Here is a 23687-nt window from a genome sequence, read left to right as displayed (position 1 = left end):
AATATATTAAATATAAAAATTATTTCCTGCAGTAATTATAAAAGCCGACAACAGAACTAAAAAACGATCTGGCTAAATAAAAATAATGAAATTTGCCTTAAGGAAGAATTTTCCATGTACACACAGACAATATATGAATTAAGTCAGGAGGCTGAGCGTCTGTTACAGCTTTCCCGACAACAGTTGCAGTTACTGGAAAAAATGCCGCTCTCTGTGCCCGGAGAAGATGCACCACCACTGACTTTACCCTGGAGTCAGCCTAATATAGCCGAGCGTCATGCGATGCTGAATAATGAGCTGCGTAAAATTTCCCGTCTGGAAATGGTGCTGGCGATTATTGGCACCATGAAAGCAGGAAAATCAACCACCATTAACGCTATTGTTGGCACTGAAGTTCTGCCTAATCGCAATCGCCCTATGACTGCGCTGCCGACGCTTATTCGCCATACGCCGGGGCAAAAAGAACCGGTGCTGCATTTTTCACATGTCGCACCAATCGACTGTTTAATCCAACAATTACAACAACGCCTGCGCGATTGCGATATTGAGCATCTGACCGAACTGCTGGAAATAGATAAAGATATGCGTGCGCTTATGCAGCGGATCGAAAATGGCGTTGCTTTTGAAAAATATTATCTTGGTGCCCAGCCAATTTTTCATTGTCTGAAAAGTTTGAATGATTTGGTGCGTCTGGCGAAGGCGCTGGACGTCGATTTTCCTTTTTCTGCTTACGCCGCCATTGAGCATATTCCAGTAATTGAAGTGGAGTTTGTCCATCTGGCGGGACTGGAGAGTTATCCCGGTCAATTGACGTTGCTGGATACCCCCGGACCGAATGAAGCCGGACAACCGCATCTGCAAAAAATGCTTAACGAGCAACTGGCGCGCGCCTCCGCAGTGCTGGCGGTGCTGGACTATACGCAACTGAAGTCAATCTCCGATGAAGAGGTGCGTGAGGCGGTTTTAGCGGTGGGGAAATCAGTACCGCTGTATGTGCTCGTCAATAAGTTCGATCAGCAGGATCGTAACAGTGACGATGCCGAACAGGTGCGGGCGCTGATTTCCGGAACGCTGATGAAAGGCTGTGTTACGCCAGGGCAGATATTTCCGGTATCGTCGATGTGGGGCTATCTGGCGAATCGGGCACGTCATGAGTTAGCTAACAATGGGAAGTTGCCTGCGCCGGAGCAACAACGCTGGGTGGAGGATTTTGCCCATGCCGCGCTTGGCAGGCGCTGGCGCAATGCCGATCTGGCAGATATCGACCGTATTCGTCATGCCGCCGATCAACTGTGGGAAGATTCGCTGTTCGCTCAACCGGTTCAGGCGTTACTCCATGCTGCCTACGCCAACGCGTCGTTATATGCTCTGCGATCTGCTTCGCATAAGTTGTTGAATTATGCCCAACAAGCGCGGGAATACCTTGATTTTCGCGCACACGGGCTGAACGTCGTCTGCGAGCAATTGCGGCAAAATATCCGCCAGGTTGAAGAAAATATGCAGCTATTGCAGCTCAATCAGGTGCAGGTGAGTGGCGAGATTAAACATGAAATCGAGGTGGCTCTGGTATCAGCCAACGACTTTCTGCGTCAGCAGCAAGACGAGGTGAATACCCAGTTAGCTGTGCTTTTTCAACATGATTCATGGTCGTTAAGCGAGATTCGTACCCGCTGCGAGACGCTGTTACAGGCGGCGCAGACCAAAATCAGCCGTGATTTTACGCTGCGTTTTGCTGAACTGGAATCAACCCTTTGCCGGGTGTTAACCGATGTTATTCACCCCATCGAGCAGCGGGTAAAAACAGAATTGAATGAGTCCGGGTTTCGCCCCGGCTTTCATTTTCCTGCTTTTCATGGCGCAGTCCCACACTTCAATACTCGCCAGTTGTTCAGCGATGCAATATCCCACCAGGAAGCAACGGATGAGCAGAGCAGCCGTTTTGGCATTGTGCGTGAGACGTTCTCGCGCTGGCTGAATCAGCCTGACTGGGGACGGGGTGGTGAGAAATCCCCGCCAGAGGCCGTTGATTACAGTGCGCTACAACGAACGTTAACCGAAGAAGTAGACCTTTATTGCCAACAAATGGCTAAAGCTTTGGCGGTTCAGGTCGATGATTCTGTCACGGCAGGCATGAACACTTTTTTCGCTGATTTCGCGTTATGTTTGACGGAATTACAGGCGCGTTTACGCGATAGTCTGGCGCTGCGTCAACAAAATGAATCCGTGGTCAGGATGATGCAGCAGCAATTGCAGCAGACCGTGATGATTCATGGCTGGATTTATACGGACTCTCAGTTGTTACGCGATGATATTCAAACTCTTTTCATGGCAGAACAGTATTGACAAAGACGTTACTGGACGGCTCCGGTCGCGTACTGGAGTCGGTTTATCCCCGCTTTTTGGTGGATCTGGCGCAGGGCGATGATGCCCGCTATCCACAAGCCCATCAGCAGCAGTTTCGTGAACGACTGATGCAGGAGCTCCTTGCGCGCGCACAGCTTCAGGCGTGGGCGAATGCCGGAATGTTAAATGCGCCACTTAGCCTGCGCCTGACATTGGTGGAAAAACTGGCGGCGATGCTGGATCCCGGCCATCTGGCGCTGACGCAGATCACGCAACATCTGGCGCTATTGCAAAAAATGGATCACCGCTCGCACTCCGCTTTCCCGGAACTTCCCCAGCAAATTGCCGCGTTGTATGAGTGGTTTTCTGCCCGCTGTCGCTGGAAGGAAAAAGCGTTAATGCAACGAGGGTTACTGGTTCAGGCAGGTGAGCAGAGTGAGCAAATTTTTACCCGCTGGTGTGCTGGTGCGTACAACGCCTGGTCGCTGCCGGGACGTTGCTTTATTGTTCTGGAGGAGCTGCGCTGGGGGGCGTTTGGTGATGCCTGCCGTCTGGGAAATCCACAAGCAGCGGCGTTGTTGCTTGACGACTTACGCGTGAAAGCGACGCAATATCTGGCTGAAAGTATCAATGCGGCACCGACTACTCGCCATTATTACCATCAGTGGTTTTCCTCTCCTACTACCCCGACTGGCGGGGATCATGCTGACTTTTTAAGTTGGCTTGGCAAGTGGTCCGATGCCGATAAGCAGCCCGTTTGCTGGTCAGTAACCCAACGCTGGCAAACCGTCGCGCTGGGGATGCCACGGCTCTGTTCAGCACAGCGTCTGGCGGGCGCGATGGTTGAGGAAATCTTCTCTGTAAATTGACTGTAAATGATCAGTTACATCAATGAGTGCTCAACGAAATCCATGTGTGAAGTTGATCACAAATTTAAACACTGGTAGGGTAAAAAGGTCATTAACTGCCCAATTCAGGCGTCAACAGGTTTGATTGTACAATCCTTAATCGGATCGTGTAAGCAAACCAGCTACGCTTGTTACAGAGATTGCACCCTGCAATTCCCGCTCCCCTTTTGCGGGCGCCGCGTCGATTTGCCTGACGCGTGCGGAAATGGGCTTACTCTGCGAGGAAAGCTATGCTGAAAAGGAAAAAAGTAAAACCGATAACCCTTCGTGATGTCACCATTATTGATGACGGTAAACTGCGAAAAGCCATTACTGCAGCATCGCTGGGTAATGCAATGGAATGGTTCGATTTTGGTGTTTATGGCTTTGTTGCTTACGCATTAGGTAAAGTATTTTTCCCAGGGGCTGACCCCAGCGTGCAGATGGTTGCTGCACTTGCCACCTTCTCCGTTCCCTTTCTGATTCGACCGCTTGGCGGACTCTTCTTCGGTATGTTGGGCGATAAATATGGTCGCCAGAAGATCCTCGCTATCACTATTGTGATTATGTCGATCAGTACGTTCTGTATCGGTTTAATACCGTCCTATGCCTCTATTGGTATTTGGGCGCCGATTCTGCTGTTGATTTGTAAGATGGCACAAGGTTTCTCGGTCGGTGGCGAATACACCGGAGCATCGATATTTGTTGCGGAATACTCACCTGACCGTAAACGTGGCTTTATGGGCAGCTGGCTGGATTTCGGTTCTATTGCCGGGTTTGTGCTGGGTGCGGGCGTGGTGGTGTTGATTTCGACCATCGTCGGTGAAGAGAACTTCCTTGACTGGGGCTGGCGTATTCCGTTCTTTATCGCGCTGCCGCTGGGAATTATTGGGCTTTATCTTCGTCATGCTTTAGAAGAGACGCCAGCGTTCCAGCAACATGTTGAGAAACTGGAACAGGGTGACCGCGAAGGTTTGCAGGATGGCCCGAAAGTCTCGTTTAAAGAGATTGCCACCAAACACTGGCGCAGTCTGTTGACATGTATTGGTCTGGTGATTGCCACCAACGTGACTTACTACATGTTGCTGACTTATATGCCGAGTTATTTGTCGCATAACCTGCATTACTCCGAAGACCACGGGGTGCTGATTATTATCGCGATTATGATCGGTATGCTGTTTGTTCAGCCGGTGATGGGCTTGCTGAGTGACCGTTTTGGTCGTCGTCCGTTTGTGATCCTCGGCAGTGTTGCGTTGTTTGCGCTGGCGATCCCGGCGTTTATCCTGATTAACAGTAATATTATCGGCCTGATTTTCGCCGGGTTGCTGATGCTGGCGGTGATCCTTAACTGCTTTACGGGTGTTATGGCCTCTACCTTGCCAGCGATGTTCCCGACGCATATTCGTTACAGTGCGCTGGCGGCGGCATTTAATATTTCGGTGCTGGTTGCCGGTCTGACGCCAACGCTGGCAGCCTGGCTGGTGGAAAGCTCGCATAATCTGATGATGCCTGCCTATTACCTGATGGTAGTGGCGGTGATTGGTTTGATTACCGGCGTGACCATGAAAGAGACGGCGAATCGTCCACTGAAAGGTGCGACGCCAGCGGCGTCAGATTTGCAGGAAGCGAAGGAAATTCTCGTCGAGCATTACGATAATATCGAGCAGAAAATCGAGGATATTGACCAGGAGATTGCCGATTTGCAGGCGAAACGTACCCGCCTGGTGCAGCAACATCCGCGAATTGATGAGTAAGCTGAAACGGATTGCCTGATGCGGCACTCTCTTATCAGGCCAACAATCGAACTCTTAAGGTTCACTTAATCTCTGACGCGCATACTCTCCTCCAGGACAACGGAGGAGAGTGCAATGAAAAACCGTGTTTATGAAAGTTTAACGACTGTGTTTAGCGTGCTGGTAGTCAGCAGCTTTCTCTATATCTGGTTTGCCACGTACTGATCTTTTTTCAGCCGTACCCAGGCGCGCGTGCCGGAAGCCTCTTCCCGGTTTTGCAGGAAAAACTGCCCGTGATGCAACTGTGTGATGCGGCTGACAATACTTAATCCCAGACCAATCCCGCCATAACGGCTGTCCATTCGTACAAACGCTTTGCTCAACTCTCCGCATTTACTCTCATCAATGCCAGGCCCTTCATCTTCAACGGCCATGACCGCTCCGCCAGCTTCTTGCAGCTTAATCATAATGTTGCTGCCTGCTGGACTATAGCGATGGGCGTTTTCTACCAGGTTACGCAATAACATCCGCAGCAGGGTCGCGTCGCCCTGAACGGTGATGTCGGCGGCGCTCTCTGGTAACAGCAAGGTTTGTTGACGCTGGTCGAGCATGGTGCTGAGTTCGTCATAGGAGGGCAGGATCACATCTTCCAGCAGTTTTACATGTTGATAATTACCGGAAGAAAATGACTGTCCGGCGCGTGCCAGTTGCAACAACTGGGAGACGCTCTCCATCATCTGATCAAGCCGTGCGACTAACGGCGCTACATCAATGTGATGCGTTTTCGCCAGCAGTTCCAGATGCAAACGCACCCCCGCCAGCGGCGTTCGCAGTTCGTGAGCGACGTCAGCGGTAAACAACCTTTCGTTATCCAGCGTGCTGGTCAGGCGACTGACCAGATCGTTCAACGCCGAAACCACCGCTTCGATTTCGAGGGTGGCACTGTGAATGGCTATGGGCGTTAAGTTGTCAGCGGTGCGCGCTTCCAGCTCTTTTTGCAGTTCCGCCAGCGGGCGTGTGATGCGGTGCACCGCCTGATAGCAGATAAATAGTGTCAGGCTGACCATAAATACGCCGGGAACAATCAGGCTGGCGACTGCTTCGCGGATCTCACGCATGATGTGGCGATCGTTGTTGCGATTGTCACGTAGCGCCTGCTCAAACAGCTGAATCTGCTCGGTACTTTCATGCCATAGCCAGAAGACGCTGATCAGCTCAAACACCAACAAAATGGCCCCGATGGTCAATATCAGCCGTTGGCGCAGCGATATTGGTCGGCGCAGAAAACGCATCAGATTCAATTAGTTTTCCTCATTCGCGACCAGCATATAGCCAAAGCCGCGCACGGTACGGATACGGGCTTTGCCCACTTTGTCGCGCAGATTGTGGATATGCACTTCCAGGGTGTTGGTCGAGGGCTCATTGTCCCAGTTATAGATGTCGTTGTAGAGAATTTCCCGATGTACCGGACTGCCTGCTTTGAGCATTAACCGTGACAACAGAGCATATTCTTTGGGCGTCAGAATCAACTCTTCGCCGCCCATCCATACCTGACGGCGACCCATATTCAGCGTCAGATTGCCAACAATCAGCTCACTTTCGCCCTGATTATTATGGCGTCGTAGCAGGGCGCGGATACGGGCGTGTAACTCTTCCAGCGCAAAAGGCTTCACCAGATAGTCATCGGCACCGACATCCAGCCCCGCTATTTTGTCGGTCAGGGTGTCGCGAGCGGTGAGGATCAGTACCGGCAGGGTATATTTTTTCTGCCGGATACGGGCGAGAAAATGCAGCCCATCTTCGTCGGGTAAACCTAAATCCAGCACCACCAGGCTGTAATGACCGGCCTCAAGGCTTTGCTCCGCCATCCGCGCGGTCGTGACTCCATCGCACGCGTAGCCTTCGGTTTGTGCCGCCAGAATCAGCCCCTGCAATAACAGTGTATCGTCTTCAACAATCAGAATTTTCATTCAGTCACTCTCCTGCAAGTTTGCAGAATATCATCCGCAGCCTGGTAATACTTCGTTTCGACGCCGGTTAATCCCAACAGGGTTGAGAATAAATTGTCCTGTGAATAGTGCTGTGTTTGTGCCTGTTTTTGCAGGCAGCTCTGGTCAATCTGATACCGCTTTTGATAATCCTCCGATAACCACAGCAGCATCGGTACTTGTTTTTGGCTGTCAGGTGCGATGGCATAAGGCAGGCCGTGCAGGTAGATGCCATTTTCACCTAACGATTCACCATGGTCAGAAAGATAAACCAGGCTGGTGGTAAATTTATCCTGATGTTCTTTCAGCAGATTAATTGCTTTATCAACAATATAGTCGACGTAGAGCAACGTATTATCGTAAGTGTTCACCAGTTGTTCTTTGGAACAGGTCTGGATCTCGTTGGTGTCGCAGGTGGGGGTAAATTTCCTGAACTGCGGCGGATAGCGGTTGTAATAGGTCGGGCCGTGGCTACCGATGGTGTGTAAGACAATCACGCCATCACCTTGCAGGTTATTGATGTACTCTTCCAGCCCGTGGAACAGCACCTCGTCATAGCATTCGCCGTTGATACACTGGCCGGGCAGGTTCAGCGCGGTGACATTCTGGTGTGGTACGCGGTCGCAGACACCTTTGCAGCCACCGTCGTTGTCATTCCATAACACATTAATGCCCGCTCGCTGAATGATATCCAGCACGCCTTCCTGGTGCTGTGCCAGCTCTTCTTTGTAATGCTCACGCGGCATATCCGAGAACATGCATGGCACAGAGACAGCCGTTGCCGTGCCGCAAGACGCGGTATTGGGGAAATAGACCACGTTATCTTTCGCCAGACGCGGATTGGTTTCACGTGGGTAGCCGTTGAGTGAGAAATTCTCTGCCCGCGAGGTTTCGCCGACGATCAGGATGGTCAGATTTTTACGCTTCTCGTTTTGCATTAACGGGTTGCGGTGTGCATCCTCGCCAATGCGAACCAGCGGCAGATTTGCCAGTCGCTGGTGGGAATACCATGACCAACTGGCAACAATGCTGTTGGAGGGGCTTAAGGATTTCACCAGCTCTTTGTTGTTGCGAAACAGCGAGGCGTAGTCTTTATAAAACAACGCGGCGACCAGCAGAATCAGCAGTACAGAAATCAGAATATTGGCCCCACGGAAAAGAACGCTACGCAGGCGTGAGGTTGCGGGTTTGATTTTTACCCAGCAGGCAATCAGTGCAGCAAGAACCCCGCTTAATCCCAGAGTTAATAACATCTGCGGTGTCATTAACGCGTAGCTTTCCGCAGGTGTGGTATCCATGATATTGGCAACCATCGAACGGTCGATGACGATGCCATAAGTCATTATGAAATATTGCGCAGACGCGCCGACAAGAATAAACAGGCAGGCCAGTGGACGATTAAGCCATAAGAAAGAGCCTAGCGTCAGGACAATATTAATCACGCTGAACGCGACGACAGGCATCGATAAGAAAACCAGTACGTTATGCATTGAATCCAGCGGTAACGCCTGTAACACCTGTTTAAAAAAGGCAATGTTCAGGCAGATAGCAATATAAAAAGAGGCCAGCAATAGCCAGGCGAGTAAATTCAAAGAGGGTCTTTTTAGAAGGCGCTTCAACATCACGGTGTTTCCATCGAACAAAGTGCGCATATGCTCGCAAAGCAAAGTTAAGCCAACCTTAAGTTCTTAAGGTTGGCTTTTATGTTTGCTGGATTAAGGGGGCTTAATCTTTGCTTATTGGTGCATCTAAAGGATAGGGGTTTTTATGCAGTCGGTTGTAGTTCAGCGTGTACATTGCGGTAATCACCATCAGCGTGACGAATGACCACATAACCTCTTGTGCGCCAGAACCGACCACCGCCCAGATGCAGTAAAGGAAGGCGATAGTGGTGATGGCCAGATACGCCGGACGCGCTTTACCAAAGTGACCGTGGCCTAAAAGCAGTAAAGCGGCACAGGTATAAAGATAAGGCACCAGGGTAAAGATTACCGATACGGAAGAGACCAGACCGAACTCTTTGGTTGCGTTTGGCGAAATGCTGCTGAACTGGAAGATAGTCATCAGGATACCGACGATAATCAACCCGGCTACCGGTGTGCCTGCTTTGTTGACGCGGGCAAAAATCGGTGGGAACAGACCGTCATCGGCAGCGGCTTTCGCCGTTTGCCCGGCCAGTAATGTCCAGCCGCCCAGCGAACCTAAGCAACCAGCCGCCGCACAGAAGGAGACAATGGCCCCTGCGGTATCACCCAGCGCCATCCGTGCAGCATCACCGAAAGGTGAGGCGGAAACGCGCAGTGCGGCGTTGGGGATCATCCCCATAATCGCGGTGGTCGAGAGCACATAGCAAACGGCGGCAATCAATACCCCGCCAATGGTGGCGATAGGGACGTTGCGTTTCGGGTTTTTCACCACACCCGCTGCAACGGAGGCACTTTCCACACCGATGAACGACCACAGCGTAACGTTAAGGGTACTTTGAATTGCACCGAAGGTGCCCAGGCCGCTGACGTTCCATGCCGCCATATAGGTTTCTCCGTGGAACCAGAACCAGCCGAATACGGCAATCCCGACGATTGGGATCAGCGCCAACACGGTAGCGACGGCCTGCACGCGGGTGATCATTTTCGGACCGACGATATTAAGCAGAACGAAGATCCACAGCACCACCACGCAGGTGATGGTTAATACCCACGGATCTTTCAGGAGCGGGAAGAAATAGCTCAAATAGCCGACGCCAATGACCACCATGGCGATATTGCCAATCCAGCAGGCCAGCCAGTAGAGAACGTTGGTTTGATATCCGAGAAAAGGACCGAAACAGCGGCGCGCGTAGGCATATGAACCGCCAGGGCTGGGATCGAGGAACGACATTTTGGCGTAGACCATCGATAAAGCCAAAGCACCGATAATCGTCACCAACCAACCATATATGGCAATACCGCCAGTTGAGGCCAGGTTTGCAGGTAACAGAAATACACCTGACCCCATAATATTCCCCGACACCATCAGAGTAACGGGGATTAAGCCCACTTTGTGAGCATCAGCATCCGAAGACATAATTAAACTCCTGCGAAGGCGAGCTTCGTGACAATAAATTACGTCATATCATACGCCTGCATTCGCGCATTGAATTATCGTCAGTCGGGTTATCGCTGATGCCGTTATTAATATATCTCTTCGTAAAGGTTATAAATCAGGCGACAGAACGTTCTCTGTGTTGGCTAACATAATGGAGTGGCGTCATGCCATAGAAGTCTTTAAATACAGAAATAAAGTAAGACGTGCTGTTGTAGCCACAGGATTGTGACACCTGTGAGATATTTTTTCCATCCATCATTAATTCATTTACAGCATAACGCATCCGGCAGGTGGTTATTATTTGGCTATAACTGGTGTTTTCGCTTTTCAGCTTTTTCTTTAACAAACTTGGGCTAAGACATAAACAACTGGCTACCATACTAAGATTCCAGTCTTTATGGATATCGCTTTCAATGATTTGATAAACGCTGTCGCTAACACAATTACGTAACATATACATAAGTAGAGAAAGGAATTTTTTACTGTCGAGAAAGCGAGAGAGCACAGTGAATAATAATGCACGTGTTCGTTCTTTTTCCGACTCTGTTTCAGCAGGCGCTGTGCTATGTTGCGCCGCAACGCGAAACACCTCTGGTGTAAGGCATGGCAGGGAAATAATCGGTGTGGCGCTACGTTGCCAGACCGGTATTTTCGAGAGATCTTTATTCAGAAAACGGAGATAATCTTTGATGATGTCGAGGCTAATATACGCAATCAAAGTGTTATTCAGAGAGGAGACGTCGATAATATTATTTTCACAACTTAATAACGCCATATGGTTAGCCTTCAAACTTATAGGCTCTTTCCCATTCACTCTTAGCCAGACATCTTTTTCAGTTAATAAAACTATACAAGGTTGGTTGCTGCAAATCCTCATACATGTACTCCTGAAATGCAAAGAAAAATAGTGGATCTCGCCAACATAGAGAGATACCGGGGACTGGTTATATAATTGTATGACGAATCAAAACATGCATAAAAATAACGTGTTTTACTAATATTACAAATTTTTATAGTAATTTCTCATGTACAAAAATTTTTACAGAGTGGTGAAGGGTAAATAATAAACAAAAAAAGCGCGGGGTGGGACCGCGCAAAAAGTATGACATTTTTGTTTGCAGCAATTTTTATGAAAACGTTGCCATACTCAAAAGGCCTCAGGCCAGGCGGCGTAATGTTATTAAAACAATTACGCCTTCAGCGGAATAGTGGTTACGCTTTCACACACATTACGTGGTAAATACCGTCAATAATTTCAGTACCTTCAGTTTCGTGTTCAAATCCAGGGAAATGATGATCCCAGGATTGCAGCGAGCGTAAATAACTTACCTGTGGACTGTTTTTATCGCCGAAGTTTTCACCAGACAGCAGCATTGGGATTCCTGGCGGATACGGGATGACTGAGTTCGCCGCAATGCGTCCTGGCAGATTTTCAATGGATACCAGCTCGACGTTGTTGTCGACAATCGCGTTGTACGCTTCACGCGGAGTGATTTCAGCCACCGGCAGGCCAGAATAGGCTTCGTTTAACCGTGCACCTGGGTTGTTTTCTTTCAGCCAGGCAAACATTTTGTCGCCCAGATCGTGAATCCCCATGTTCGCGTAAGTGTCAGGATATTGTTCAACAAGTTCCGGCATCACCTGCGCCAGCGGTGTGTTGGCGTCGTAGTGGCGTTTGAAGGAACAGAGGGTGTTAACCAGAGTTCCCCATTTCCCTCGGGTCACACCCATTGAGAACAGGAACATAATCTGGAAATCGGTGGTGCGAGTTGGCACGATGCCGTGGTGACCAAGCCATGCGGTAACCAGTGCGGCAGGTACGCCAGTCTCTTCCAGTTCACCGTCTTCACCCATCCCCGGTGCGAGGATGCTGACTTTAATCGGGTCGAGCATACTCCAGTTGTCCGGGATATCTTTAAAGCCGTGCCAGCTTTCGCCCGGATGCATTACCCAGCAGTCCTGAACGGTGGTCAGCAGTTTGCGCGGCGCGTCAGCAAAGTCATAGGTTTTGCCGGTTTCCGGATCGGTAACCACTTCTTTATTCCACGGTTTAAAGAACCAGCTACCTTCGTCAGTAAACTCTTTATACAACCGTGCCATTGCCTGGCGGAAATCGACCGCTTCATCGATCACTTCCTGAGTCAGTGACAGACCGCTGTTGCCGTCCATCATTGATACAGCCACATCGTTTGATGCGCAGATGGCATATAACGGGGAAGTGGTGGCATGCATCATGTATGCCTGATTAAAACGGGAGAAGTTAATCGCGCCCCGGCCTTCACGTACATGAATATAAGACGCCTGCGACAGCGCATTCAGCAGTTTATGTGTGGAGTGGGTAGCGAAAACGGTTGGACCGTTGTGATTGCCCGGTTCACCGCGCATTGCATAGTGATCGGCATAGATCGGGTTAAACCGTGCGTAGCCATACCAGGCTTCGTCGAAATGCAGACGGTCAGAGGTTTTTTCCAGCAGATCCTGCGCGTCTTTGGCGTTATAGCACACGCCGTCGTAGGTGCAGTTGGTCACCACGCAGTAAGACGGTTTTTGTCCGACTTTGTCTTTAGTCAGCGGGCTTTCACTGATTTTCTTCTGCAAGGTTTCAGGCTGCATTTCCTGCGGGTAGATTGGCCCGATAATGCCGTAGCGGTTGCGGCTTGGCACCATGTATACCGGTTTCGCGCCAGTCAGCATTAAGCCTTGTTCAATGGATTTGTGGCAGTTACGGTCAACAACGACCACGTCGTTATCGGTCATGCAGGCTTGCATGATGGTGCGGTTAGAACCTGAAGTGCCGACAACGACTGACCAGGAGCGATCGGCACCAAATACGCGCGCGGCATATTTTTCGCTTTCGCCAAATGCGCCAGTATGGTCAAGCAAAGAACCGAGAGAAGTTCGTTCGATCCCCATATCGGTGCGGAACAGGTTTTCACCATAATAGTCATGGTAGAAACGTCCGGCTGGCGTTTTAGTGAACCCCACTCCGCCCTGGTGACCCGGGGCGGCCCAGGAATACTCATGGATGTCGCTATATTTCATCAGCGCGCTGAACAGTGGCGGTAACAACTGTTGACGGTAGCGGGTCATCGCGGCGATGGCGCGTCCGGCAATAAAATCGGCAGTATCTTCCAGAATCCAGGCGAATTCATCGACAAGCTCCAGCAGGTCGCGATCCAGCGCGGCGATTGATTTTTCCCGATCGCCTAACAGGAATACCGGCACGTTTTGCTGGCGTTCATGAAGTTTACCGATCAATTCTCTGACGTTTTGATGTTCGTCTGGATGCTCCATTTGATAACTGAACATCAGACAATCAATAGCTTCATTTGAAGAGAGAATGGCAAAACCATCATCGAATGAGGTTGATTTAATGACGGTAACATTTTGTTGGCTCAAGGCATTCGCCAGACGTTCAACGGCGCTACCGACCCAGGTGTCCTGATGTAGAAACTCGCTTTCAACAATTAATACTTTCATCATTGTTTACCCGGTTGTGAAGGAATCTTCGTTGCGGGCAAGTATCTTCCGGGCATTTCAGGCTGTAAAGCGATTGAAAAATAAGCGTTTTTAATTTTTTATTATTATAAACATAAGCTTATATTAATTTTTCAATTAATTTTCAATGTTTATTATCGACAGCTAAATTATTTTTTTGGCTGATACTGATATCGTTTTTAACCGGGAAGTGTCTGGCGGCGCTGTTGGCTAAGTTTGCGGTATTGTTGCGGCGACATACCGACATATTTGGCGAAAGTACTGTAAAAACGACTGCTTGAACGAAAACCTGCCGTCAGGGCAATATCGAGAATACTTTTATCGGTATCGCTCAGTAACGCGCGAACGTGGTTGATGCGCATCGCGGTAATGTACTGTTTCATCGTCAACTGCATGACTCGCTGAAATATCCCCATCGCATAGTTGGCGTTTAGTTTGACGTGCTCAGCCACGTCGTTGATGGTCAGCGCCTGGTCATAGTTTTCTGCAATAAAGCCCAGCATCTGGCTGACGTAAAATTGTGCATGGCGCGAGACGCTGTTTTTGTGCGTGCGCGAGGTTTTATTGACCAGAATCGGTTCCCAGCCAGAGAGGCTAAATCGCTTGAGCATCAGGCCAATTTCATCAATGGCGAGCTGGCGGATTTGCTCATTCGGGCTGTTCAATTCCTGCTGCCAGCGGCGCACTTCAAAGGGGCTAAGTTGCTGTGTCGCCAGCGATTTAATCACCATGCCGTGAGTGACGTGGTTTATAAGGTCTTTATCCAGAGGCCAGGAGAGAAACAGATGCATCGGCAGATTAAAAATCGCCATGCTCTGACAGGTTCCGGTATCGGTTAGTTGGTGTGGCGTACAGGCCCAGAACAGCGTGATATGCCCCTGATTGATATTTACTTTTTCATTGTTGATCAGGTATTCCACATCGCCATCGAAAGGCACATTTACCTCAACCTGACCATGCCAGTGGCTGGTGGTCATGACATGTGGTGCACGAAACTCTATCTCCATCCGCTGGTATTCTGAATACAGAGACAGCGGGCTGCGGGTCTGTTTTTCATCGCTGCTACACATAAAGGTATCTGTATTCATGGATGGCTCTCTTTCCTGGATTATCAGAATTATGGCATGAGTGGCTGAGGATGACTGCGAATGACGACACAAAACGTAAATAGAGAGGATCTTCTAAGGGCTAATTACTCTGTTTTTTAGGTAATTTAGTCCCAAAAACTTAGATTTACTGCTAAGTAACCCCAGATCTGAGTTTTTGGGAATGCTCAATCGGGAAGCCGGAGGCTTTCTGCGAAATCGCCTGTCATGATGAAATCATTCAAGCAAGCCTGGAGACCTGAATGATGTCTGCACCCAAAATTACTTTTATCGGCGCTGGTTCGACAATTTTCGTAAAAAATATTCTTGGTGATGTGTTTCATCGCGAGGCGCTGAAAACGGCGCATATTGCTCTGATGGACATTGATCCAACTCGCCTGGAAGAGTCGCACATTGTGGTGCGTAAGCTGATGGATTCAGCAGGAGCCAGCGGCAAAATCACCTGCCACACGCAACAGAAAGAAGCCTTACAGGATGCCGATTTTGTCGTGGTGGCATTTCAGATTGGTGGTTATGAACCTTGCACGGTGACTGATTTCGAGGTCTGTAAGCGCCATGGTCTGGAACAAACTATTGCCGATACGTTGGGGCCGGGCGGCATTATGCGCGCGCTGCGTACCATTCCGCACCTGTGGCAAATTTGCGAAGACATGACAGAAGTCTGCCCCGATGCCACCATGCTCAACTACGTTAACCCGATGGCGATGAATACCTGGGCGATGTATGCCCGCTATCCGCATATCAAACAGGTAGGGCTGTGCCATTCGGTGCAAGGAACGGCGGAAGAGCTGGCGCGTGACCTCAATATTGACCCCGCTACGCTGCGTTATCGTTGTGCGGGTATCAACCATATGGCGTTTTACCTGGAACTGGAGCGCAAAACCGCCGACGGCAGTTACGTGAATCTCTACCCGGAACTGCTGGCAGCGTATGACGCAGGTCAGGCACCGAAGCCGAATATTCATGGTAATCCTCGCTGCCAGAATATTGTGCGCTATGAAATGTTCAAAAAGCTGGGCTACTTCGTCACGGAGTCGTCAGAACATTTTGCCGAATATACGCCGTGGTTTATTAAGCCAGGCCGTGAGGATTTGATTGAGCGTTATAAAGTACCGCTGGATGAGTACCCGAAACGCTGCGTCGAGCAGTTGGATAACTGGCACAAAGAGCTGGAGGAGTATAAGAACGCCTCCCGGATTGATATTAAACCGTCACGGGAATATGCCAGCACCATCATGAACGCTATCTGGACTGGCGAACCGAGCGTGATTTATGGCAACGTCCGTAACGATGGCTTGATTGATAACCTGCCGCAAGGATGTTGTGTGGAAGTGGCCTGCCTGGTTGATGCTAATGGCATTCAGCCGACCAAAGTCGGTACGCTACCGTCGCATCTGGCAGCCCTGATGCAAACCAATATCAACGTACAGACGCTGCTCACCGAAGCCATTCTCACCGAAAACCGTGACCGTGTTTACCACGCCGCGATGATGGACCCGCACACTGCCGCCGTGTTGGGAATTGACGAAATATATGCCCTTGTTGACGATCTGATTGCCGCCCACGGCGACTGGCTGCCAGGCTGGTTGCATCGTTAAGGGGTAATCGCTTCCGGCGCTTTGGTAATTAAGCCATAGCGCCGGAGCTGGCGACAGTGAAGGCGAGCAAGCAATATCACCGTAGTTAATGCGCCCAGCAGCGCGCAGAACATATCGGATTGCGTGTCCCACTGGTCGCCCTGGGTGCCGAGAAAGTCATCCGCTCCCTGACCCATCGCCAGCGCCGTCCACCACTCGATCAACTCATACATGGCGCTTATCGCCAGTGCTACGCAGCAGACCAGAAACGCCACCATTTTGCGTCCGCGCACGTACATCCCACGCACGAGGATTTCTCGCGCCACCAGTGCAGGCACCAGCCCCTGGAAAAAATGCCCCAGCTTGTCATACGGATTACGGCTTAACCCCAACCATTCCTGTACTTCAAAACCGATGGGGACTTTCGCGTAGGTGTACTGACCGCCGACCATCAGGATGATGGCGTGAAAGAAAATCAGTGCATAGAGCAGCGGCGTTAACGGATAACCTCTGGCGGTGGTAAGCAGCAACGGTACGACAATAATTACCGGCGTCACTTCCATCAACCAGGTGAGTTTGTCATGAGCCGAAATTCCGGTGTAAATCAGGATTAACGTCAGCGCCAGTGCGCCAGTGTTAAGAATTAACGGCTTGAGTGTGCGGGTCATGGTGAGTTCGCAAGTCAGGGAAAATACTGACTATTCACCAGCAAGCGTGAAATTACAATCGCAAAAGAGGTGGCCCAGGGGGATCACCTGGCAGTATGCCGCCAGGCGCTGGGCCAAAGAAGTTACTTAGTGCAGTTCGCGCACTGTTTGTTGACGATTTGCTGGAAGAAGTCGTTGCCTTTGTCATCGACCAGGATAAACGCCGGGAAATCTTCTACTTCGATTTTCCAGATAGCTTCCATACCCAGTTCCGGATAAGCGACACATTCCAGATGCTTAATGCTCTGCTGTGCCAGCACTGCCGCCGGGCCGCCAATGCTGCCGAGGTAGAAGCCGCCGTGTTTATGACACGCGTCGGTGACTTGCTGACTGCGGTTACCTTTCGCCAGCATGATCATGCTGCCGCCGTGGGATTGCAGCAGATCCACGTAAGAGTCCATACGGCCTGCGGTGGTTGGGCCTAAAGAACCCGATGGATAACCGGCTGGCGTTTTTGCCGGACCTGCGTAGTAGATCGGGTGATCTTTGATGTACTGCGGCAGTTCTTTACCGGCGTCGATCAGCTCTTTCAGCTTGGCGTGCGCAATATCACGACCAACGATAATCGTGCCGGTGAGTGACAGACGAGTAGAGACCGGATACTGCGAAAGCTGGGCGAGGATCTCTTTCATCGGACGGTTGAGATCGACTTTCACCGCGTCGCCTTCACCCGCCTGACGCAGCTCTTCAGGAATATACTGACCTGGGTTGTGTTCCAGTTTTTCTATCCAGATACCTTCGCGGTTAATTTTCGCTTTAATGTTGCGGTCAGCGGAGCAGGAGACGCCCATACCCACCGGGCAGGATGCGCCGTGACGCGGCAGGCGGATTACGCGGATGTCGTGAGCGAAGTATTTACCGCCAAACTGCGCGCCGAGGCCGAGCTTCTGAGCCTCTTCCAGCAGTTCTTGTTCTAACTGAACATCGCGGAACGCCTGACCGTGTTCGTTCCCTTCAGTCGGCAGCTCATCGTAATAGTGAGCACTTGCCAACTTGACAGTTTTCAGGTTGGTTTCCGCAGAAGTACCGCCAATCACAAACGCGATATGGTACGGCGGGCAGGCTGCGGTGCCGAGGGTACGCATTTTCTCAACGAGGAAGTTTTTCAGTTTACCCGGAGTCAGCAGGGCTTTGGTTTCCTGATAGAGATACGTTTTGTTGGCAGAACCGCCGCCTTTGGCGACGCAGAGGAATTTGTACTCGTCGCCATCCACTGCGTACAGGTCGATTTGCGCAGGCAGGTTAGTGCCGGTGTTGACCTCTTTGTACATGTCCAGCGGTGCGTTTTGTGAATAGCGCAGGTTATCTACGATATAAGTGTTATAGACACCTTTTGATAAGGCTTCTTCATCACCGCCGCCGGTCCACACTCGCTGACCTTTTTTACCGACGATGATGGCGGTGCCGGTATCCTGGCAGGTCGGCAATACACCTTTGGCGGCGATTTCGGAGTTTCTCAAGAATTGCAGCGCCACATACTTATCGTTTTCGCTGGCTTCAGGGTCATGAAGAATAGAAGCTACCTGTTGCTGGTGTGCCGGGCGGAGCATGAAAGAAGCGTCATGGAAGGCTTGCTGCGCCAGCAAGGTCAGGGCTTCAGGTTCCACTTTCAGGATGGTTTCGCCGTTAAATTCGGCAACACTAACGTAATCGGATGTGAGCAGATAGTACTCGGTATTGTCTTTCCCCATCGGGAAAGGCGCCTGATAAATAAACTCTTTATTTGACATAGCTTCCAGCCTGTAACTCTGTATTTGTTATACGAAAATGGCGTGCCACACAGCGACGGGCAGCACGCAGAGTGCAATTACAAGAACCCGTACATCGCAGCGAAGATCCAGCCGAAGACGCACGATACGCTCACACCAATCAACCCTGGCAAAATAAAGCTGTGGTTGATGACGAAGCGGCCGATGTGGGTGGTTCCGGAACGGTCAAACTGAATCGCTGCCAGATCGCTCGGATAGGTCGGCAGTATGTAATAACCATAGCAAGCCGGTGCTGAAGCCACGATGTATGCCGGGTCAACGCCAATCGCCAGTGCAACCGGAACAATTGCTGCCAGTGCAGCGGCCTGGGAGTTAACAAACTTGGAGACCAGCAATAGAACAATGGCATAAGCCCACGGATACTCTTTCACCATTTCGCCCAGTACGCCCTGAATTTCAGACATATGCGCACCGAACATGGTTTCCGCCATCCACGCGATACCGTATACCGCCACGATGGCAATCATACCGGAACGGAAGACTTCATTTTTTGAGATGGACGCGGGATTGGTTTTGGTCAGGATAATAATCAGCGCCCCGGTCAACAGCATAAACATCTGGATAACCAGTACCATCGACAGCGGTTTGCCGCCAAAAGACGGACGCAGGTCAGAATCAGCACCAAGAAGTGCGACCACCGCGATTGCCCCGAGGAAGATCCACATTGCCAGCCAGTTGCTTTTCGGCAGTTTTTTATCCAGCAGCGTGGCGGTGTCACCGTAAACGTACTCACGGTTTTCCGGTACGGAGATGAATTTCTGGAACTCTTCGTCTTTGTCCAGATCTTTACCACGGAACCAACTGAAAATACCGATCGCCAGGATACCTAACAAGGTAGAGGGGATGGTAATCGCAAGCAGGTCGAGGAACTCAAGGTGACGACCATCAAAGGTTACGTTCCCCAGCATTGCGACCAGAGATACTACGGCAACCGACACAGGACTGGCGATAATCCCCATCTGCGCGCCGATAGAGCTCGCCGCCATTGGGCGTTCCGGACGGATGTTGTTCTTAATCGCAACGTCGTAGATGATCGGCAGGATGGTGTAAACCACGTGACCCGTACCGCAAAGAATGGTCAGCGTACAGGTGACAAATGGTGCGACGATGGAAACATATTTCGGATTGCGACGCAGCAGTTTTTCGGCAATTTGCAGCATAACATCCAGGCCGCCAGAGGCTTGCAGGGTCGCCGATGCCGCCACCACCGCAATGATAACCAGCATGACATCAACCGGTGGTTTACCCGGCTGAAGATGGAAGACGAATACCAGAATGACCAGGCCGATACCGCCTAATAAACCCAGCGCGATACCGCCCTTTCGGGCACCATAAAACAGACATATCAGTATTATGATAAGTTGGATGGTAAATAACATGTGTAAACCCTCGCGATAATCCCATTTAAATTCTTGCCAAATAGATCACAGCCACATTCTGTTTTGGATGAACTGTTATCAGAGACTGACTAAATATCCGTTTGGTCGTAACTGGCTTGAGTAAATACTTCACAGTGAATATTGGCTGATTCAGACAGCGGTAAATTTATGCACTGTGATAAGTGACTTTTTCAGAGGAAAATACTCTCTGGCGATGGGGTTATAGTTTGTGTTTCGCAGATGTTAAAGATCTGTTTTGCTCTATCTTGTTGATATTTATTGGTATAATTTTTGTTCTACAGACAGATATCATCAAGTTTATAGATTATTCTGATCTACCTATTTGTGGGTAAAAATACACATAATACGGGTGACATAATAGTTAATTAACTTTTGTTAGCGTTTTGAAATTAAAAACTCTATTTATCCGAATTGATATTAATTCGCAGGGGATGAAGAGGGATAATTATATTTGATCTGGCACAAGTTTTACTGATGGCTGATGTAACTTGTGCCAGTGCTGGTTTGCATTACTGCAATAATTGTTACTTCCAGATAACTAATAACGCGTTATTGGCAATATTGCTTCAGTAATGAGTAATGCTCAGCCTGAATACGGTAGCGATAAACCGGACGACCGGTGACGCCATAATGGATACTGGTAACTAAGATGTGACAATTTACTAGCCAGATCAGATATTTGCGGCAGGAAACGCGAGAGATGTTAACCTCGTTGGCCAGCTCGTCGGTTGAAAATTCATAGTCCTGGTGAGCGTCAATCCACTGGCACAGCGTGCGTAAAGTCTGCGGCGTTAAGCCTTTCGGCAGTCGGCGGGTATCCTGTTCGTTAGATGAGTTGCCATGAATTAGCTGATCCAGTTCGGCCTGGTCATAGTATTGATGTTTCTCCAGCGCCATTTTCTTTTGTCGCCAGCCGATGAGTGCCTCTTCAAAACGTGATGCCTGGAACGGTTTGATGAGATAATCAACGACGCCATAATGCAGAGAATCCTTAATGGTTGCGGCATCAGCAGCCGAGGAGATGACAATCACATCGCTTTTGCATCGAGCGTTGTGCAGGACAGGCAGTAAATCGAGCCCGTTTTCTTTTTGCATATAGATATCGAGCAAGATCAGGTCGATAGGTGTTTCGTTGTTGAAGATAATCTCTTTGGCTTTCTCCAGTGTCGAGGCTGTTCCGCAGCATTGAAAACCAGGGATCTGCGCCACGTATCGGCGATTCAACTCCGCCACCATTGCGTCGTCATCGATAATTAATACATTGATCATTTGCTCGACCTCTCCCCATCCCAGGGTAACTGGACAAAAAATTGTGTGAAAATCCCGGGTTCCGATTCCACGGCAATGCTGCCGCCGAGATTTTCAACCTGTTGTTTGACAAGTGCCAGACCGACGCCTCGTTCACTTCCTTTTGTCGAGACACCTTTTTCAAAAATGTGATCGATTTTGTCAGGGGAAATTCCCGGACCATCATCGTTAATTTCACAGTGCAGCCAGCCGTGACGGTAGTGCAACGTAACGCTGATTTCACCACCGGGTTCTTGCCCTAATGCCTCCAGCGCGTTTTCTATCAGATTTCCCAGTGCGGTAATTAACGTTGCGACTTGATCTTCACTACCGCTGTCTGGCAACTGGCTCTCACTATTTAATACCAGCGTATGGCCTAAATCGGTCGCGCGGTTAATCTTGCTGATTAAAAAACCAGCGATAACCGGAGATTTGATTTTACCCAGCAAAGAGCCAATCTCTTCCTGATAGTTGTTGGCTGTTTTTAGAATGTAATCTTCCAACTGCTTATAACTCTTCAGATGTAATAATCCGAGAATCACGTGTAATTTGTTCATAAATTCGTGGGAGCGTTCACGAAGTGCGTCGGCATAGTTGACCAGCCCATCCAACCGTTGCATTAGTTTACGAACTTCCGTCTTGTCCCTGAAGGTAGAGATGGCTCCGATGATAACGCCATTGCTGCGTACAGGTACGGTGTTGATGAGTAATAGCCGATCTTTGACGGTAACCTCTTCATCTCGTCGCGGCGTGCCGTCGCGTAATACTTCCGAGACATCCACCACCTGCGACCATGCCTGACTCAGTGTCGACAGCTTTTCATCATCCTGGGATTTGTGATAATTAAGCAGTTCTTGCGCAGCATCATTGATGAGTGTGACTTCGCCGCGCGCGTCTACGGCAACGACACCTTCTTTGATCGATTGCAGCATTGCCTGGCGTTGCTCAAACAGAGTTGAGATTTCGTAAGGCTCCAGGCCGAACAGGATGCGCTTAAGTACTTTGACCAAAATCCATGTCCCCAGCCCGCCAACCAGCACACCGAATAAAATTGACCAGATAATGCTCCAGCGACTGTCATTGATCTGCTGCGTTACGCGGCTTAGCTCCAGACCAATCGCCACCACGCCGATCTGCTTATGATTTTCGTCGTAGATAGGGGTAAATACGCGTAAAGCCTGTGCCAGAAAACCGCGATTAATCGCGACATTTTCCTCGCCGTTGAGCGCCTTCAGGATGTCGTCCCCTTTAAAGAGCTGACCAATGCGTTGGGTTTCAGGGTGCGAGTAGCGAAGGCTTTGCATATTGGTAACGACAATAAACAGCAGATCGTTGCGTTTGCGTACAGCTTCGGCGATGTCCTGGATACCGCTCTCCTGCGGTTTTTTCTGCAAGCCCTGACGAATTTCTGGCGAGTCGGCAAGGGTACGCGCCACGGCCAGCGCCTTGTTAGCCAGCCCGTCACGCGTCATATCGCTGATTTGCGAGAAGTAAACCAGATGCACTACCAGCAGCACCGAGAACAGCACTGCGCTGACCATTAAGATCACCGTGGTACTGAGTTTCATCGGACGTTTGCGTAACATGCGGCAGGGCAGTGAATGTCTCATCAGCTTCCTTGTATGACAAATTTCCTAAGCATTATCTCTGATGCTGCGGGTAATTCAAAGGGAGTAAGGGGATTGGCCATCCGGGGAAGCGGATTTGGTAACTGAAACTTCCGGTGTCGTCTGGCGATTCGAGAGCTATGCTTATAGCGAAAACCATACTTATGAGGGAGGGAAGGTCATGGATCAGGAACTACTGGACGTTGGTTATCGCTGCTATACCGGCGAAAAGGTCGATGTCTATTTCAACACCGCAATATGTCAGCATTCCGGTAATTGTGTTCGCGGTAATAGCAAACTGTTTAATCTCAAACGTAAGCCGTGGATCATGCCGGATGAAGTAGACGTCGCTACCGTCGTGAATGTTATTGATACATGTCCCAGCGGTGCACTGAAATACCGTCATAAATAAGTGAGGGGAAAATGGAAATACGTGAGGGTCATAATAAATTTTACATCAATGATGCGCAGGGAAATCAAATAGCTGAAATTGTCTTTGTGCCGACCGGAGAGAATTTAGCGATTATCGAACATACCGATGTTGATGAAAGCCTGAAAGGACAGGGGATTGGTAAACAACTGGTAGCGAAAGTCGTGGAAAAAATGCGCCAGGAAAAACGGAAAATTATCCCACTGTGCCCGTTTGCGAAACACGAATTTGATAAAACGCGTGAGTATGATGATATTCGCAGTTGATGGGG

At 49.8% G+C, this 23687-nt stretch carries 19 protein-coding genes; 7 read left to right on the top strand and 12 right to left on the bottom strand.

The window, feature by feature from the left end; genetic code table 11:
- Nucleotides 1-114 precede the first annotated feature (114 nt).
- From crfC to pmrR, 4 genes are all read left to right on the top strand, one after another.
- The gene (gene crfC / locus A7589_RS09315) at nt 115-2343 is read left to right on the top strand and encodes a clamp-binding protein CrfC (RefSeq protein ID WP_000288530.1); all 2229 of its coding nucleotides are present in this window, start codon (nt 115-117) and stop codon (nt 2341-2343) included.
- Nucleotides 2340-3212 carry a diguanylate cyclase regulator RdcB family protein gene (locus A7589_RS09310; protein ID WP_000169204.1) on the top strand — a complete coding sequence of 291 codons (873 nt, stop codon included), beginning with the start codon at nt 2340-2342 and terminating at the stop codon, nt 3210-3212. The genes crfC and A7589_RS09310 overlap by 4 nt, the downstream gene beginning before the upstream one ends.
- Nucleotides 3213-3481: 269 nt before the next feature.
- Entirely contained in the window at nt 3482-4984 is a 1503-nt protein-coding gene (gene proP, locus A7589_RS09305; RefSeq protein ID WP_010353876.1) for a glycine betaine/L-proline transporter ProP, read from the top strand.
- Nucleotides 4985-5098: 114 nt separating this feature from the next.
- A complete protein-coding gene (gene pmrR / locus A7589_RS23585) occupies nt 5099-5188 on the top strand; it encodes an LpxT activity modulator PmrR (RefSeq protein ID WP_000797657.1) in 90 nt (29 codons plus the stop codon).
- Here pmrR and pmrB read toward each other — a convergent pair.
- The 7 genes from pmrB to melR all read right to left on the bottom strand — a co-directional run bounded on the left by pmrB (nt 5164) and on the right by melR (nt 14621).
- Nucleotides 5164-6264: a two-component system sensor histidine kinase PmrB gene (gene pmrB / locus A7589_RS09295; protein WP_001052119.1), complete on the bottom strand. Its 1101-nt coding sequence runs from the start codon at nt 6262-6264 to the stop codon at nt 5164-5166. The two genes, pmrR and pmrB, sit on opposite strands and share 25 nt — an antisense overlap.
- The gene (gene basR, locus A7589_RS09290) at nt 6265-6933 is read right to left on the bottom strand and encodes a two-component system response regulator BasR (RefSeq protein WP_000697915.1); all 669 of its coding nucleotides are present in this window, start codon (nt 6931-6933) and stop codon (nt 6265-6267) included.
- Nucleotides 6930-8573, bottom strand: coding sequence for a phosphoethanolamine transferase EptA (gene eptA, locus A7589_RS09285; RefSeq protein WP_010353881.1), 1644 nt, complete (start codon nt 8571-8573; stop codon nt 6930-6932). The genes basR and eptA overlap by 4 nt, the downstream gene beginning before the upstream one ends.
- A 103-nt stretch (nt 8574-8676) precedes the next feature.
- Nucleotides 8677-10014, bottom strand: a complete 1338-nt coding sequence (gene adiC, locus A7589_RS09280) for an arginine/agmatine antiporter (protein WP_000093133.1) — start codon at nt 10012-10014, stop codon at nt 8677-8679.
- 136 nt (nt 10015-10150) lie between these two features.
- Nucleotides 10151-10912, bottom strand: coding sequence for a DNA-binding transcriptional activator AdiY (gene adiY, locus A7589_RS09275; protein ID WP_001217092.1), 762 nt, complete (start codon nt 10910-10912; stop codon nt 10151-10153).
- Between the two features lie 335 nt (nt 10913-11247).
- Nucleotides 11248-13515 carry an arginine decarboxylase gene (adiA, locus tag A7589_RS09270; RefSeq protein WP_077637380.1) on the bottom strand — a complete coding sequence of 756 codons (2268 nt, stop codon included), beginning with the start codon at nt 13513-13515 and terminating at the stop codon, nt 11248-11250.
- 197 nt (nt 13516-13712) lie between these two features.
- Entirely contained in the window at nt 13713-14621 is a 909-nt protein-coding gene (gene melR / locus A7589_RS09265) for a transcriptional regulator MelR (protein ID WP_001090774.1), read from the bottom strand.
- A gap of 260 nt (nt 14622-14881) precedes the next feature.
- On the opposite strand from melR, the gene melA reads away from it, so the two are divergent.
- The gene (gene melA, locus A7589_RS09260) at nt 14882-16237 is read left to right on the top strand and encodes an alpha-galactosidase (protein WP_108188815.1); all 1356 of its coding nucleotides are present in this window, start codon (nt 14882-14884) and stop codon (nt 16235-16237) included.
- On the opposite strand, the gene A7589_RS09255 is transcribed toward melA, so the two are convergent.
- From A7589_RS09255 to A7589_RS09235, 5 genes are all read right to left on the bottom strand, one after another.
- The gene (locus tag A7589_RS09255) at nt 16234-16884 is read right to left on the bottom strand and encodes a DUF2238 domain-containing protein (RefSeq protein WP_000198757.1); all 651 of its coding nucleotides are present in this window, start codon (nt 16882-16884) and stop codon (nt 16234-16236) included. The two genes, melA and A7589_RS09255, sit on opposite strands and share 4 nt — an antisense overlap.
- A gap of 122 nt (nt 16885-17006) precedes the next feature.
- Entirely contained in the window at nt 17007-18653 is a 1647-nt protein-coding gene (fumB, locus tag A7589_RS09250) for a class I fumarate hydratase (protein ID WP_000066144.1), read from the bottom strand.
- A 77-nt stretch (nt 18654-18730) separates the two neighbouring features.
- Nucleotides 18731-20071: an anaerobic C4-dicarboxylate transporter DcuB gene (gene dcuB / locus A7589_RS09245; protein ID WP_000899528.1), complete on the bottom strand. Its 1341-nt coding sequence runs from the start codon at nt 20069-20071 to the stop codon at nt 18731-18733.
- A 570-nt stretch (nt 20072-20641) separates the two neighbouring features.
- Nucleotides 20642-21361, bottom strand: a complete 720-nt coding sequence (dcuR, locus tag A7589_RS09240; protein ID WP_000611279.1) for a two-component system response regulator DcuR — start codon at nt 21359-21361, stop codon at nt 20642-20644.
- Nucleotides 21358-22989, bottom strand: coding sequence for a sensor histidine kinase (locus A7589_RS09235; RefSeq protein ID WP_001216444.1), 1632 nt, complete (start codon nt 22987-22989; stop codon nt 21358-21360). Before A7589_RS09235 ends, dcuR begins: the two co-directional genes overlap by 4 nt.
- A gap of 178 nt (nt 22990-23167) precedes the next feature.
- Here A7589_RS09235 and yjdI point away from each other — a divergent pair, with 178 nt between their 5' ends.
- Nucleotides 23168-23398 carry a 4Fe-4S mono-cluster protein YjdI gene (gene yjdI, locus A7589_RS09230; protein ID WP_000371865.1) on the top strand — a complete coding sequence of 77 codons (231 nt, stop codon included), beginning with the start codon at nt 23168-23170 and terminating at the stop codon, nt 23396-23398.
- 11 nt (nt 23399-23409) lie between these two features.
- Entirely contained in the window at nt 23410-23682 is a 273-nt protein-coding gene (locus tag A7589_RS09225) for a GNAT family N-acetyltransferase (protein ID WP_000405640.1), read from the top strand.
- Nucleotides 23683-23687: the final 5 nt, after the last annotated feature.

Source organism: Escherichia sp. MOD1-EC6475 (assembly GCF_003046645.1).
Taxonomy (GTDB): Bacteria; Pseudomonadota; Gammaproteobacteria; order Enterobacterales; family Enterobacteriaceae; genus Escherichia; species Escherichia ruysiae.
Note: the sequence above shows the minus strand (reverse complement) of the source record. Positions and strands in the feature narration are given on the sequence as shown.

Excerpts from the sequence above, each read along its gene's own strand:
- crfC (WP_000288530.1), top strand. The coding sequence starts at position 115 with ATGTACACACAGACAATATATGAATTAAGTCAGGAGGCTGAGCGTCTG.
- proP (WP_010353876.1), top strand. The coding sequence starts at position 3,482 with ATGCTGAAAAGGAAAAAAGTAAAACCGATAACCCTTCGTGATGTCACC.
- pmrR (WP_000797657.1), top strand. The coding sequence starts at position 5,099 with ATGAAAAACCGTGTTTATGAAAGTTTAACGACTGTGTTTAGCGTGCTG.
- basR (WP_000697915.1), bottom strand. The coding sequence starts at position 6,933 with ATGAAAATTCTGATTGTTGAAGACGATACACTGTTATTGCAGGGGCTG.
- eptA (WP_010353881.1), bottom strand. The coding sequence starts at position 8,573 with ATGTTGAAGCGCCTTCTAAAAAGACCCTCTTTGAATTTACTCGCCTGG.
- adiC (WP_000093133.1), bottom strand. The coding sequence starts at position 10,014 with ATGTCTTCGGATGCTGATGCTCACAAAGTGGGCTTAATCCCCGTTACT.
- adiY (WP_001217092.1), bottom strand. The coding sequence starts at position 10,912 with ATGAGGATTTGCAGCAACCAACCTTGTATAGTTTTATTAACTGAAAAA.
- adiA (WP_077637380.1), bottom strand. The coding sequence starts at position 13,515 with ATGAAAGTATTAATTGTTGAAAGCGAGTTTCTACATCAGGACACCTGG.
- melR (WP_001090774.1), bottom strand. The coding sequence starts at position 14,621 with ATGAATACAGATACCTTTATGTGTAGCAGCGATGAAAAACAGACCCGC.
- melA (WP_108188815.1), top strand. The coding sequence starts at position 14,882 with ATGATGTCTGCACCCAAAATTACTTTTATCGGCGCTGGTTCGACAATT.
- A7589_RS09255 (WP_000198757.1), bottom strand. The coding sequence starts at position 16,884 with ATGACCCGCACACTCAAGCCGTTAATTCTTAACACTGGCGCACTGGCG.
- fumB (WP_000066144.1), bottom strand. The coding sequence starts at position 18,653 with ATGTCAAATAAAGAGTTTATTTATCAGGCGCCTTTCCCGATGGGGAAA.
- dcuB (WP_000899528.1), bottom strand. The coding sequence starts at position 20,071 with ATGTTATTTACCATCCAACTTATCATAATACTGATATGTCTGTTTTAT.
- dcuR (WP_000611279.1), bottom strand. The coding sequence starts at position 21,361 with ATGATCAATGTATTAATTATCGATGACGACGCAATGGTGGCGGAGTTG.
- A7589_RS09235 (WP_001216444.1), bottom strand. The coding sequence starts at position 22,989 with ATGAGACATTCACTGCCCTGCCGCATGTTACGCAAACGTCCGATGAAA.
- yjdI (WP_000371865.1), top strand. The coding sequence starts at position 23,168 with ATGGATCAGGAACTACTGGACGTTGGTTATCGCTGCTATACCGGCGAA.
- A7589_RS09225 (WP_000405640.1), top strand. The coding sequence starts at position 23,410 with ATGGAAATACGTGAGGGTCATAATAAATTTTACATCAATGATGCGCAG.